Raw genomic sequence first — 12,690 nt, forward strand, 5'->3', positions numbered from 1 at the left:
CGTGTCCCCTGCCGACGCGTGCGCTTCCCTGCTCGGCGCCCTCTTGTACAGCAGGATGTATCCCCATATTTTCACCCTTCGCTTTTATGATAGTTTTGCACAAGACATTTTATAAAGACTATATCGTCATCTTTTTATATTTACTTAAATGATTTATAGATATGTTTTACGATGATATTTTTTTTGTAAATATATTGCAGGAGAACTCTGGCATTCCATAAAATACTTGCATCTGTATGCGAAATACGATACGATAACAACGGGTATGATTTTTCGGAAAATTGCAGCATGATGTTGGTTGCAAATCATCCAACAGAGGAGGAGCCCTATGTACGAAAACATCAAATTAGCTGTGCAGGACGGCATTGCAACAATCACGATCGATCGACAGGCATCGAACAATGCGCTGAATGCCCAGATGTTCCGCGATCTCATCAGCACAGTTGAACACTGTGATGCGGATGATGCAGTCAAGGTCATCATCGTCACGGGCGCAGGAAAGAATTTCTCTGCCGGCGGCGATATCAAGGAGATGGCGTCGTTCGACTTCATCAGCTATGATCTCTCCATCCTGACGGGACAAGCATCGCTCGCCCTGCGCAAGTGCTCGAAACCTGTGATCGCGATGGTGAATGGTGCAGCAGCAGGTGCGGGCTGCGGCATTGCACTCGGTGCAGATTTCCGCATCATGACGGAGGAGAGCTGTCTCCTCACGGCGTTCTCGAATGTCGCACTCCCCGGCGACACAGGCTGTATCTACAACCTCCATCAAATTGTCGGACTCGCCAAGACGATCGAGCTGATGGCACTCAGCGCACCGATCTACGGCGAGGAGGCTCTGCATCTGGGGCTGGCGACACGTCTCGCTCCCGAAGGCAAGCTAGAGGAAGAAACGCTCGTATTTGCAGGCAAGCTCCTGCATCGTCCTCTCGGTGCACTTGCCATGCAGAAACGACTCTACTACGAAATTTTCTACCGTGACTACATGTCCTACAGCCGCCTCGAGTCGGAGAATCTCGCAAAGGCAGGCGCATCCGCTGACCACCGCGAGGCGGTGACAGCGTTCCTCGAAGGACGCAAGCCAACGTTCAATCAGTCTAATTAAACAGCATTGCCGCTCGACTTGATACGCTCCCCAGTGGATGCATAATGTACGCGTCACAGGGGATACAGTATCTCCCAACACAAACACCGTCTGTCCTTTTGAGACAGACGGTGTTTTGTTTCTAAAATCAAAACTCCTGACGCACGCCGGTATAGAACGCGCGGTGCTTCGAGTCGTTCACGTCGTTCCACTCGCCGAAGAGGTAGGTGCCGCCCTTCACCTGGTACTGCGCACGCAGACGGAGGGTGACGTCGTTCGGATCATAGGCATCGGCGGAGAATTTGAACTTCTCACCTGCGTAGGCATCGACACCGATACCCGCCACACCCGCAACGACGCCCGCGCGCGCGCCAAACGATGTGCCGCGCGTGCCGACCTGCGCGTTGAACTTGTCCCCGCCGCCGATGTCGTCAACACCGAATGTCGCATACATCCCCTTTTTTTCACCAACATCGAGGTTGAAATTCGTCCGCCAATCGTCCATCTTGCCGCTGTATATCGCATCCACCTTCGGCGTGACCTTGACGTTCTGCAGGCGTCCCATCAGGCCGCCCGCCTTGTCCGACATCGTGCGTGCATTGTGGATGAGCGCACGCGCATCCTCCTGCGTCTGCTTGTCGCCCGCGACCGCTTCGATGCCCTCGGCGATGCGCAGAATGCGCTCGGAGGATTCCGTGATGTTCGCGAGAGTCTTCCTGATATTTTCCGCTGTCTGCGGATCTGCGCCAACGGTCTCAAGATTTGACATGATGCGTTCGACGCTTGCCGTGGTCTGTGCAAGATTCGCCGACATTGTGTTCATGTTTGCAAGCATGGTGTGCAGATTGCCGCGATTCTCATTCGCCATCTGCTCGAGTGTCGCCGTCAACCCGTCGAGATGCGCCGTCATCTGCTCCATGTTGACGACGAGCTGGACCATCGAGGTCTGGAAACCGGGCGCACCAACGATGTTGTTGATGGAGGTGAGCATTGCCTCAACCTGGATGATCATCTTGTTCAGCTCGGTGAACATCGTGTCCATGCCCATCTCGTCCTCACCGTAGAGATACTCGCCGTTTGCGTAAAAATCCATATGCGAGGACGGCGTGATGATAATAAATTTATCGCCCATGATGCCGGGCTGCCCGATGGTAACAGATGAACCGCGCGGGATCTTCACCCCATCCTGGATACGCATTGAGACGGTGACGCCGAGGCCGTCGCTTGCAATCTCCTCCACCTGGCCGACAGGAACACCCGAGAGGAGTACCTGCGCCTCGGGGTTCAGCCCAACGGCGCGTCCGAAGCCGGCATAGAGCATGTAGTCCTGTCCTCCGCCAAGACGCAGCCCGCCGAAGAACATGACGATTGCAACGAGGAGCGCTGCTCCCCCCAGCGTAAACGCCCCGACCTTTGCCTCTGCACTCATGCCTCTGCCTCCCTTCGATGATGGAGCGTACGGAAAAACGCCTGTACACGCTCATCTTTTATATCCTGAAAACGCTCGACCGTATCCACGGCAATGAGTGCCCCGTCATAGATCATAGCGATGCGGTCGGCGATGCGGCTCGCACTCGCCATGTCGTGCGTGACGACGACGGAGGTCACATCAAGCTTGCGCTGCATATCGATGATCAGTTCGTCAATCTTTGCTGTCATGATAGGGTCAAGCCCCGAGCTTGGCTCATCGTAGAAAATGATCTCCGGATCCGTCACAATGGCACGTGCCAAACCCACGCGCTTTTTCATGCCGCCCGAGAGTTCCTGCGGCATAAGTTTCTCGACACCTGGCAGACCTACAAGCTCTAGTTTCTCCTCCACGATGCACCGTATCTCCGCCTCACTCTTATCCGTATGCTCGCGCAAGCCGAATGAGACATTCTCACCCACGCTCATCGAGTCAAAGAGCGCTGAGTATTGGAATACCATGCCCATACGCAGCCGAACACGATCGAGCGCGTCCTCACTCAGAACGGCGATGTTTTCCCCGCCGATGTAGATCTCACCCGAAGTTGGACGATCCAGCCCGATCATCAGGCGCAGCAGAGTAGACTTACCCGACCCTGAGCCGCCGATGATGGCGATGGTCTCCCCCTTCTCGATTGTCAGGCTGATGTCCTTCAGCGCCTCTTTGTCTCCAAAACGCTTGCGGACATTGTTCAGTCGTATCATAGCGCACTCCTAGAAGAGGAAAAACGTCAAGACGGCGTTCAGGATGAAGATGACAATGATGGAGACAACGACGGTCTGCATAGTCGCCTTGCCGACGCCCTCCGCGCCGTTCGGAGCGTTCAGGCCGTAGTGACAGCCGAGGACGGCGATCACGTTGCCGAAAAAGATCGCCTTAATGAGTCCGCCCGTCATGTCGTAGATCTCCGCGAACTGTGTGATGGAGTGTGTGAATGTGTAGGGCGAAATGCCGGAGTAGTGAACTGCGGTGAGATACCCCCCGAGAACTCCGATGACATCACCGAATACGGTGAGGATCGGCACGACGACCATGCACGCGAGCATACGCGGCACGATGAGGTAGTTCACGGGACTGACCGCCATGACGCGCAGAGCATCGATCTGCTCCGTGACCTTCATCGTAGAGACCTCCGCCGTGATCGCCGCACCCACGCGCCCCGCGCAGACGACACCGACAAGGACGGGACCAAGCTCACGTCCGATGCCGATGGCGATGACCGCGCCGATGGTGCTCTGCGCACCGTAGCGGATGAACTCATGAGCGATCTGGAGAGTCAGAACAATTCCTGTGAAAAGAAGTGTGAGTCCAACGATAAGGAGAGAATCTACGCCGAGATGCGCCATCTGGTAGATGATGCTGCGCACACGAAGGCGCTGTGTGACTTGGCGCGCCGTCTCTCCATAGAGGAGGGTGATGCGCCCGATGTTCGCAAGATGAGTTAGGACAAAGCGTCCCACCACCTCGAAGATGCGCTGCATCGATTCCCTCCTTTCGCAGATGTTGTATGTGGCCCACCACCGCAAGCGGTCACCCTCCCCCGTCATATGGGGGAGTACTTGGAGAACGACATATTAACTTCCCCGTCGCTGCGGGGGAAGCGGCGCGGAGCGCCGATAGGGGCGCTCCCAAATCAACGGATATATTTCTCCGCCTCACTTCGCGCAAGTTCATCACAGCGTTCGTTGCGCGGATTGCCCGCATGCCCCTTGACCCAGTAGAACTGAATGCGCCGCACGGCAAATGCTGCGTCGATTTTCATCCAGAGATCCTGATTGAGCACGGGCTCTCCGTCCGCCTTCTTCCAGCCACGCTTCTTCCATGCGGGCAGCCAGAACTTCGTGAATGCATTCTTCAAATACTGGCTGTCCGTATAGAGGGCAATGCGTGCGCCTTCGGGTACGGATGTGACTGCCATGAGCGCCGCTGTCAGCTCCATGCGGTTGTTCGTCGTCTCAGGATCGCCGCCGCTGTGCTCTGCAACCTCTCCCGTCGCGCTATTCTCGATGACGGCAGCCCATCCGCCCGCACCTCCAGGATTTCTGAGGCACGAGCCGTCCGTGTGGATGATATAGTCCGCATCGACAGGTTCTTCGACCTTCGGTGCAGATTTTTTTTTCACCGGCGTACCACTCTTTGCGGAATACGGTGCGGACGAGCCATCCAGCCAGTCACGTGCCTCCGCCTCCGTCATAAAGCCCTTATAGACAGCGCCCTGAAAGCCCTGCACCTGCGCAGCACACTCTGCCCACACGGTAAACAAGCCCGTTTTGCGCCCGCGCTTCACGGCGTAATATTTCTTTGCCACAATACACCTTTAGTACGAGTACCGATAGCCAATCGACAGCCCAACGCCGTTATATCCGGGGTTCTTCGTCCGCTGTCCGTTCGAGACGTGGTGTCCGAGGTAGGCAACACTGAGCGCGTTTCGATCGTTAAAGTTGTAGGTCAGACGCGGCCCGACACGCCAAAGGAATCCATAGTTTCTTGTATGTGCAGGATGCACGCGATTGTAGACGAGAACTGCCCCCGTAAAGTCAAAGGATGCCTCCCATTTTTTCCCGAGCGGATGCGTCCAGCGCACCATGTACGCAGGTCCAGCACCGACCGCCGACGAGTCAAGTTCGACATTCGGCCGATCCTTCTCCGCCCACGATCCAACCGGGCGTGAGACAGTCAGCCCCCAATGAAGCGTCATGCCGTGCATCTCTTTGTACTGGCGAAAAACGTGCAGATTATAGAGGTCGATGTGACGGCGCTCCCCACGCTGCTTTAGAGCGTCGACCTGGATCTCCGCCTTCTTGTCCTGTGCAGAGGAGTCGCCCATGTGCATCTCCATCGTGTTCGTATCTGCCGTTTCTGTATGTGCGGGATCTGCCCCTGTCACAGCGGGCAGGGAAATTGCCCCGAAGAATGCCAAGGCAGCAATTTGTGCTTTTTTGAATGACATATCCGTCACCTCCAACGTGTAAAAAGCTCCGCCTCAATGCCGAGGCGGTCAAGTATCTTTCCCACCATCATGTTGACGAGATCGTCCAAGGTCTCAGGTCTGTGGTAAAAGCCCGGTGCGGCAGGCATGACGATCGCACCGGCACGCGCGAGCCGCAGGAGGTTCTCGAGATGAATCTCGTGCATCGGTGTTTCCCTTGGCACGAGGAGGAGTCGTCGTCCCTCCTTGAGCGTCACGTCCGCTGCTCGCGTGAGGAGGTCGTCCGTCACGCCGTGTGCGACCGCGCCCGCCGTCTTCATCGAGCAGGGCAGAATGACCATCGCATCCATGCGGAACGAGCCGCTCGCAATTGCCGCGCCCACGTCGTCGTTCGGATAGAGACGATCCACACGCCGCGCAAGGTCCTCCTCCGTGATGCCGCATTCGTATTCTAAAACGCGGCGTCCACTATCTGTGATAACGGCATGAACTTCGATGCCCTGCTCACGCAGCACATCGATCAGGCGGACAGCGTACACGCTGCCGCTCGCACCCGTGATGCCGACAATCAGCTTTTTCATCGGATGACCGTGACGCCGCCCATGTATGGTACAAGAGCCTTCGGCACGACAACAGAGCCGTCCGCCTGCTGATTGTTCTCAAGGATCGCTGCCACCGTACGACCGACGGCAACCCCCGAGCCGTTCAGCGTATGGAGGAAGGCAGGCTTTGCCCCGCGCTCGGGGCGATACTTGATGTTTGCACGGCGCGCCTGATAGTCCGTACAGTTCGAGCAGGACGAGATCTCACGATATTTGTTCTGCGCCGGCATCCAGACCTCGAGATCGTATGTCTTAGCTGAGGTAAAGCTCATGTCACCCGTGCAGAGCTGGATCACACGATACGGCAGTTCGAGCGTTTTCAGCACGTCTTCCGCGGCCTCCACCATCGTCTCGAGTTCGTCCCAGCTCGCCTCGGGCGCGACAAATTTGATCAGCTCCACCTTGTTGAACTGGTGCTGACGGATCAGTCCGCGCGTGTCACGTCCCGCACTGCCTGCCTCCGCACGGAAGCATGCTGTATAGGATGTGAAGTACTCCGGCAGCTGCTCCGCATCCAGAATTTCGTCGCGGTGGTAGTTTGTCGTCGGCACCTCCGCCGTTGGCACGAGGTAGTAGTCCAGCCCCTCGAGCTTGAACATATCCGCCGCGAACTTCGGCAGCTGACCTGTCCCGACCATGCTCGACTCGTTTACAATATACGGTGCTAGCATCTCCGTGTAGCCGTGCTTCTCCGCGTGGAGATCCATCATGAAGTTAATGCACGCTCGTTCAAGCCGTGCGCCAAGTCCTTTATAGAAGGTAAAGCGCGCGCCCGTGACCTTGGCCGCACGCTCCGCATCGAGCACGCCAAGCTTTTCACCAATGTCCCAATGCGCCTGCGGCTCGAAGTCAAACGTACGCGGCGTACCCCAGCGGCGCACCTCAGGATTTTCCGACTCATCCGCACCGATGGGAACATCCGCCTTTGGCATGTTCGGGATCTGCAGGAGCAGGTCACGCAGCTTCAGCTCCACATCGCGCAGATCCTCATCGAGTGCCGCGATCTCATCGCCGAGTGCGCGCATCTCCGCAACGACATCGTCCGCACTCTCGCCCGCCTTCTTGCGCATGCCTACCTCCTTCGAGACGGCGTTGCGGCGGGCTTTCTTCTCCTCCACATCCTGAAGAATTACGCGGCGGCGCTCCTCAAGTTCCGTGAACGACGAGAGATCGAGTGCGTTGCAGCGGTTCTTCAGCATCTCCTGCACCTGAGACAGATTCTCGCGCACAAATTTCATATCCAACATTCAAATCACTCCATTATAGATTGTTATCTGATATCATAGTACAAAGACCTCTGTTTGTAAAGAAAAGCCCGCTTCTTCATCCGCATTTCACATAGTCATAGTAGAATCTATGGGAAAAGGAGAGCACTTTAATGAAAATATTACCGTGGGCGGGGGACGCCGTCTTTCCCGCCCTCTGCGAAGCACTGCTCGCATGGCGCAAATCCGCGCCTGATACGCGTGATCTGCCGTGGCGCGACGAGCCGACGCCCTATCACGTCTGGATCTCGGAGATCATGCTCCAACAGACCCGCGCTGCCGTTGTGCGCGGCTACTATCTGCGCTTTCTCGATGCACTGCCAAGTGTTCGCGATCTCGCAGATGTGGACGACGACGCACTGATGAAACTGTGGCAGGGACTCGGCTACTACAGCCGCGCCCGCAACCTCAAGCGTGCAGCAGAAATCATCGTTCGCGAACACGAAGGACAGCTGCCAAACGACTTCGACGCACTGCTGACCCTCCCCGGCATTGGACGCTATACCGCGAGCGCGATCGCATCGTTTGCCTACGGGCAGCCGCGCCCCGCCGTCGACGGCAACTTCCTGCGTGTCGCCGCACGCGTCACGGCAAATCCCATTGACATCGCAAAGGACGCATCAAAGCGCGCACTCGAGGCGGCACTTGCCCCCTCCTATTCGAGCGGACGCGACGCAGGGCTTCTCAACGAGGCATTCATGGATCTCGGTGCGACTATCTGTCTGCCAAACGGCGCGCCGCTCTGCCACACCTGTCCCGCCGCACGCCTCTGCCTCGCACACGATCGCGGCACGGAGCAGGACTATCCCATCAAGACCGCGCTCAAGCCTCGACGCAAAGAGAAGCGCACCGTCCTCCTCCTCTCCTGCGGTGAACATATCGCCATACGAAAAAGGCCCGCGAAGGGGCTCCTCGCAGCTCTTTGGGAATATCCGAATGTAGACGGCAAGCTGTCGCGACGCGCTGTTTGCGCCCATCTCACGGCAGAGGGTTTCAATGTGCGTGACATCGTGCCGCTGCCCCCTGCGCTCCATATCTTTTCCCATATCGAATGGGAACTGACGGGCTGGGCAGTCACGGTCGCCGACACGAACGAGCCACCGCTGATGGCAGCAGAGGAAATCGAGAGCGCACAGCCCCCCCTTCTCTGGGTACGCCGCGAAGAACTCGCTGAACGATACAGCATCCCCGCCGCATTCGGCTACTTTACGCCGCAATGAAAAATCCCCGCACGTTGGCGGGGATTTTTCATTGCAGATATTACGGCTGAAAGATCAGCGTCTTTTCAAACCAGAGTTTGATGGGATACCCCTGATAGACAATAGGTGCAAAGCGCATACGCCAGAATGCCTCCTCTGCCGCCTGTCGGAAGCCGAGGTTCGGTGCATCGGTGAGGATACGGACGGACTCAATGCCGCCGTCCGTCCCGACGAGGACGCGCCCCGTCACGGATACGGTCGCAGAGTAGCCCAAAGAACGCGCCTCCTCCGGATAGTATGCCTCCGCATCGCGCAGAATGCGGTAGGAGATTCCAGCGGCAGAGGAAGCAGTATACGAGCCGTCACCGTTATCAGAGAATCCATCCCCGAGTCCTGCCGCTGTTCCCATTCCGCCCCCTCCCGCACCAGACGATACGCCATCTCCACCGCCAGCCGCAGCTCCCGTACCTGCAGCGGCGGCTGTATCGCTCCTCTTCGTGTCGCTTGGCGCGGCATCATCCATTGCGGGTGCGAGTGCATTTTCCGCAGGAGGAACAACACGATCCATCTCCTGTGCCGTTGGCGCTGCAGCCGCCTTGATGCTCGGGAGCAACGATGGTGTCGACGCACTTTCTGTACGGTCTTCCCTCCGTTCCTCCGACGCAGCAGGGGCACCGCCCGCACTGCCCTCATTTGCTGCCCCCTGCACCGCCGCCGCAACTTGAGTCTCAGATAGGAACCCCACTTGAAGCGGGGTTGTCGGAATGGGTGGCGATACGAGCCAGTCCAACCCAAGCAGGAGCAAGAGCCCTACAACAGCTGCATGGACGGCGAGTGAGAGACCCCCATAGATTTTCCACGAATGTGTCCGCATGGCATCACCCCGGTGTATCGGTCGCGATATAGACCTTTTCGATTCCGAGGCGTTTCACCACATCCATGACCTGCACGACCGTCCCATAGGAGGCCGCCGCATCTCCACGCAGAATGACGGAGATGTCCTCACCGTGCGCCACGTCCTCCGTGAGGCGTGCCGTGAGATCGCGCAGGCTCATGAGGTCGCGCTCGTAGTAGATGCCACCGTCCGCTGTAATCGTGACAGGGATGTTGCGCGTCATGCTGACCTTTGCGCTCTCCGCCTGTGGGAGCGTAAGCGGCATACTCTTCTGTACGACCATCGAGAGCATGCTCATCATGAAGAAGACAAGCAGAAAGAAAATGATGTCGATCATTGGAATGATCATCAGCTGCGGACGTTCCTCCGGCGGCAGAAGATCAAGCTTCACGGCGCTCACCCCCAACATGCGCCAGATACATCGTCGCAGTGTATTCCACGTCTGCAATGATACCATTCGCCCGATGTGAGAGATAGGCGTGAAGACTGAGTGCAAGGATCGCCACGAGAAGGCCGCTCGCCGTCGCGACAAGTGCCTCTCCGACGCCGCCCGTGATGGCAAACGGCTCGCCCTCAGCAACGGACAGCACACTGAATGAGCCGATCATGCCGATGACCGTACCGAGAAGGCCGAGGAGCGGCGCCATTGTCACAATCACGCTCAAATACTCAAGGTAGCGACGCAGTTCGAGTGCCTTTTTCTTTGCCGATGCCTGTACAACTTCCTCCTGACGCACATTCGTGTGCGCACGTTCTGCAAGTGCCGCAAGCAGAACCTCCCCCGCCGCGCAACCTGAATTCCTGCATATCTCAGAGACACGATCATAGTTCTCAGCAGCAAGTGCCGCATTGACCTCGCCACTGAAATCCGCAGACTTTGCCGCCTGTCCCCGATAATACGAGAAGCGCTCGAGTGCAATCATCACACTGATCAACGAAGCAAGCCCGATTGGAATCATCGCAAGCCCGCCCTTAGCGAGCAGTTCAAAAATCTCCATTGTTCCCCGCCTTCCTTAGAAGCTGTACCGTGCGCCAACGAAGTATGTGCGTGGGAAGCCGGGGGTCAGTGTCCACATGCCTTCACTGGCGTACTCATAGTAGGTTTTGTTAAGGACATTGGTAACACCGCCGTACCACTCAAGATTGTCATTTTGCTTGAACTTAAAGTTTAGATCCAGAAGGCCATAGGACGCAATGATGCTCCCTTCGTCATGGCGCTTGGACTCTTTGACAAAATTGTTGTATGAGCCAAAGTATGTATACTTCGCACCGACACTCCACTTCTTATCAAACGCATAGTTCGCTTGAATGATCGCCTTGTGCTTCGGCACAGACACGAGTCCGCTGCTTGTGAAGTCGATTGCATCCTCGCCATACTCATCCAGGACGGCACGCCCCTGCGCAGTATACGTCCGACGACCGTGCAGATAGGTATATCCCTCGGTGAGATCAAGCTTGCCGAGTCTCTGCTGCAGCGTCAGCTCTACACCGCGGCGCTTGACATTGAACATATTAAACGTCTTGTACTCCGGTCCATAAGCGCCAATAAAATACGGACGATTTAACTCGTTGTCCGTTGCAGACATAAACAGCGTCAGATTTACCGCCGTCGCACCAATCTTATCTCTCATGCCAATCTCGTAGAGATTATATCGCTCCTCCGTGGCAGAAGTGCCCCGATAAACCTTGCTGGATGCATCCGCATATACTTCATCCGCAATCTGCAGCCCATCGGGGCTGGTAAATCCGCGTTCCCAGCGGGCAAATACACGTCCAATTGTACCGTATTGATAACCGAGTGAGAGTTCGGCCGCTGTATTCCATCGGTGCGACGTATCCTTGCCGCCGATTGGCCGCCTCAACGTTCCGCCCTGCTTGTCAAATCCATAGATCAGATCCTCGCGGCGAACACCTTGCGTAAAGGTAAATTTCCCGTTCTTCATCTGGTTCAGCAGATAGAGTGCTCTCGTCTCTTTCTCGTAATTAAAGGACATTGGCTTTCTGCCGGAGATATAGTTCAGATGGGAGGACTGATTCACCCAGTCTACACCGATGAGCAGGGAGTTTTTCTTACCATAGGCATAGTCGAACTTCATCCGTGTACCGTAGGAATCATGGTTCATACGCCCATCGATGATTTTTGAGTTCTTATAGTCTCCATCTGTATAGAAGAAATCACCGCTGAACTTCCACTTGCTGCCAAGATTCTGGTTATAGGTGAGGTTATAGGTATTGAGCGCACGATCACCATCGTTGTATTTGCCGTCGGAGGGGCGTGCATTCCTGCCGTAGCGTTCCACCGTACGGCGTGAAATATTTTGTACAAACCGACTTTCTTCTTCCAAATGACTGAACCGGAACGCCACAGAGTGATCCGCATCCGCATCGTAGCGCAGTCCCGCAAAGAGATAGTCGCTGTTGCGGAAGGTGTTCACGAAGTAGAGATCACGCTCCAGCTTATTATAGCCGCCCTGCAAGGTAAGTTTCTGCCCCACCTTATCTCCATAGTTGAATCCCAATCGATACCCGTCCGAGTTCCATTCCGTGGTCAGTGTCCGCTGCGGTTTGTTCATGCTGCGCAGATTCGTCGTGATGTTGATGATGCCGCCCGCCGCGCCGCTGCCGTAGATGACAGAGCCGCCGCCCGGGATGATCTCGATCTTCTCGACCTGCTCCACCGGCACATAGTCATAGTTGTTCGGCAGGGGATGCGTCACCATCGTCGTCATCGGCGCACCATCGATCAGTACCTGTATATTGCGGTGTGCCTGACCGGCTCCCTGTCCGCGAATGTCGATCTCTCCCCAGAACGATGCGCCGACACTGATGCTCGGCTGATCCTTGAGCACGTCGGAGATGGTCTTGTATCCCTTCTCCTCAATGGCGCGTTTCGTGATGACGATCACCTGCTTTGTATCGCGCAGCTTCTCGATCTCTACATAGTCGGGACGGACGTAGGAATCAGAGAGCTTGATCGGCGCCGTGGAAGATGCGGCTTCCTGTACACTTTTCGCCGTCTGATCGTCTTGTTTCTCTGCCGCAAGAGAGACGCTCGCTCCGCCCCCAATGATCAGGGTGCCACACACAAGCAAACGCAGATAAAAATACTGACTCTTCGAGATCTTGCGTCGTTTCATCACATACTCCATTTCTCTTGACACAAACAAATATGGCGCTCATGTTCTTTAACAAACAAGTCGCAAAACATTAAGAGTTATCTTATCAATATGGATTCTCATTGTCAACAT

Annotated in this window: 13 protein-coding genes; 2 read left to right on the forward strand and 11 right to left on the reverse strand. The window is 56.2% G+C overall.

Annotated elements, in window-relative coordinates:
• The first annotated feature begins 328 nt into the window (after positions 1 to 328).
• Complete coding sequence (locus HMPREF1992_RS09195) at positions 329 to 1,105, forward strand: enoyl-CoA hydratase/isomerase family protein (RefSeq protein WP_021685621.1); 777 nt, start codon at positions 329 to 331, stop codon at positions 1,103 to 1,105.
• A gap of 127 nt (positions 1,106 to 1,232) precedes the next feature.
• Here HMPREF1992_RS09195 and HMPREF1992_RS09200 read toward each other — a convergent pair whose 3' ends face one another.
• The 7 genes from HMPREF1992_RS09200 to serS form a co-directional block, all read right to left on the reverse strand.
• Positions 1,233 to 2,513 (reverse strand): MlaD family protein, encoded by a 1,281-nt coding sequence (locus HMPREF1992_RS09200; RefSeq protein WP_021685622.1) that lies wholly within the window; start codon positions 2,511 to 2,513, stop codon positions 1,233 to 1,235.
• Entirely contained in the window at positions 2,510 to 3,256 is a 747-nt protein-coding gene (locus HMPREF1992_RS09205; RefSeq protein ID WP_021685623.1) for an ABC transporter ATP-binding protein, read from the reverse strand. Before HMPREF1992_RS09205 ends, HMPREF1992_RS09200 begins: the two co-directional genes overlap by 4 nt.
• 9 nt (positions 3,257 to 3,265) lie before the next feature.
• Positions 3,266 to 4,033 (reverse strand): ABC transporter permease, encoded by a 768-nt coding sequence (locus tag HMPREF1992_RS09210; protein ID WP_037359415.1) that lies wholly within the window; start codon positions 4,031 to 4,033, stop codon positions 3,266 to 3,268.
• 152 nt (positions 4,034 to 4,185) lie between these two features.
• Positions 4,186 to 4,860, reverse strand: a complete 675-nt coding sequence (gene rnhA / locus HMPREF1992_RS09215) for a ribonuclease HI (protein WP_021685625.1) — start codon at positions 4,858 to 4,860, stop codon at positions 4,186 to 4,188.
• Positions 4,861 to 4,869: 9 nt separating this feature from the next.
• Complete coding sequence (locus HMPREF1992_RS09220) at positions 4,870 to 5,502, reverse strand: acyloxyacyl hydrolase (RefSeq protein WP_021685626.1); 633 nt, start codon at positions 5,500 to 5,502, stop codon at positions 4,870 to 4,872.
• Between the two features lie 5 nt (positions 5,503 to 5,507).
• A complete protein-coding gene (locus HMPREF1992_RS09225) occupies positions 5,508 to 6,062 on the reverse strand; it encodes a UbiX family flavin prenyltransferase (protein ID WP_021685627.1) in 555 nt (184 codons plus the stop codon).
• Entirely contained in the window at positions 6,059 to 7,330 is a 1,272-nt protein-coding gene (serS, locus tag HMPREF1992_RS09230) for a serine--tRNA ligase (protein WP_021685628.1), read from the reverse strand. The genes HMPREF1992_RS09225 and serS overlap by 4 nt, the downstream gene beginning before the upstream one ends.
• 131 nt (positions 7,331 to 7,461) lie before the next feature.
• Here serS and HMPREF1992_RS09235 point away from each other — a divergent pair, with 131 nt between their 5' ends.
• Positions 7,462 to 8,568, forward strand: coding sequence for an A/G-specific adenine glycosylase (locus HMPREF1992_RS09235; protein ID WP_021685629.1), 1,107 nt, complete (start codon positions 7,462 to 7,464; stop codon positions 8,566 to 8,568).
• Between the two features lie 40 nt (positions 8,569 to 8,608).
• On the opposite strand, the gene HMPREF1992_RS09240 is transcribed toward HMPREF1992_RS09235, so the two are convergent.
• From HMPREF1992_RS09240 to HMPREF1992_RS09255, 4 genes are read right to left on the reverse strand one after another with little or no spacing between them, the layout of a single operon-like run.
• Positions 8,609 to 9,421 (reverse strand): energy transducer TonB, encoded by an 813-nt coding sequence (locus HMPREF1992_RS09240; protein ID WP_021685630.1) that lies wholly within the window; start codon positions 9,419 to 9,421, stop codon positions 8,609 to 8,611.
• Positions 9,422 to 9,425: 4 nt separating this feature from the next.
• The gene (locus HMPREF1992_RS09245; protein ID WP_037359419.1) at positions 9,426 to 9,833 is read right to left on the reverse strand and encodes a biopolymer transporter ExbD; all 408 of its coding nucleotides are present in this window, start codon (positions 9,831 to 9,833) and stop codon (positions 9,426 to 9,428) included.
• Complete coding sequence (locus HMPREF1992_RS09250) at positions 9,823 to 10,440, reverse strand: MotA/TolQ/ExbB proton channel family protein (protein ID WP_021685632.1); 618 nt, start codon at positions 10,438 to 10,440, stop codon at positions 9,823 to 9,825. The genes HMPREF1992_RS09245 and HMPREF1992_RS09250 overlap by 11 nt, the downstream gene beginning before the upstream one ends.
• A 15-nt stretch (positions 10,441 to 10,455) precedes the next feature.
• Entirely contained in the window at positions 10,456 to 12,579 is a 2,124-nt protein-coding gene (locus HMPREF1992_RS09255; RefSeq protein WP_231366982.1) for a TonB-dependent receptor, read from the reverse strand.
• Positions 12,580 to 12,690 lie beyond the last annotated feature (111 nt).

It is taken from the genome of Selenomonas sp. oral taxon 892 str. F0426 (assembly GCF_000468035.1).
In the GTDB taxonomy this organism is placed as follows: Bacteria; Bacillota; Negativicutes; order Selenomonadales; family Selenomonadaceae; genus Centipeda.

What these genes read in the sequence shown, in the direction of transcription:
- HMPREF1992_RS09195 (WP_021685621.1), top strand. Translation starts at nt 329, where the DNA reads ATGTACGAAAACATCAAATTAGCTGTGCAGGACGGCATTGCAACAATC.
- HMPREF1992_RS09200 (WP_021685622.1), bottom strand. Translation starts at nt 2,513, where the DNA reads ATGAGTGCAGAGGCAAAGGTCGGGGCGTTTACGCTGGGGGGAGCAGCG.
- HMPREF1992_RS09205 (WP_021685623.1), bottom strand. Translation starts at nt 3,256, where the DNA reads ATGATACGACTGAACAATGTCCGCAAGCGTTTTGGAGACAAAGAGGCG.
- HMPREF1992_RS09210 (WP_037359415.1), bottom strand. Translation starts at nt 4,033, where the DNA reads ATGCAGCGCATCTTCGAGGTGGTGGGACGCTTTGTCCTAACTCATCTT.
- HMPREF1992_RS09220 (WP_021685626.1), bottom strand. Translation starts at nt 5,502, where the DNA reads ATGTCATTCAAAAAAGCACAAATTGCTGCCTTGGCATTCTTCGGGGCA.
- HMPREF1992_RS09225 (WP_021685627.1), bottom strand. Translation starts at nt 6,062, where the DNA reads ATGAAAAAGCTGATTGTCGGCATCACGGGTGCGAGCGGCAGCGTGTAC.
- serS (WP_021685628.1), bottom strand. Translation starts at nt 7,330, where the DNA reads ATGTTGGATATGAAATTTGTGCGCGAGAATCTGTCTCAGGTGCAGGAG.
- HMPREF1992_RS09235 (WP_021685629.1), top strand. Translation starts at nt 7,462, where the DNA reads ATGAAAATATTACCGTGGGCGGGGGACGCCGTCTTTCCCGCCCTCTGC.
- HMPREF1992_RS09240 (WP_021685630.1), bottom strand. Translation starts at nt 9,421, where the DNA reads ATGCGGACACATTCGTGGAAAATCTATGGGGGTCTCTCACTCGCCGTC.
- HMPREF1992_RS09250 (WP_021685632.1), bottom strand. Translation starts at nt 10,440, where the DNA reads ATGGAGATTTTTGAACTGCTCGCTAAGGGCGGGCTTGCGATGATTCCA.
- HMPREF1992_RS09255 (WP_231366982.1), bottom strand. Translation starts at nt 12,579, where the DNA reads ATGAAACGACGCAAGATCTCGAAGAGTCAGTATTTTTATCTGCGTTTG.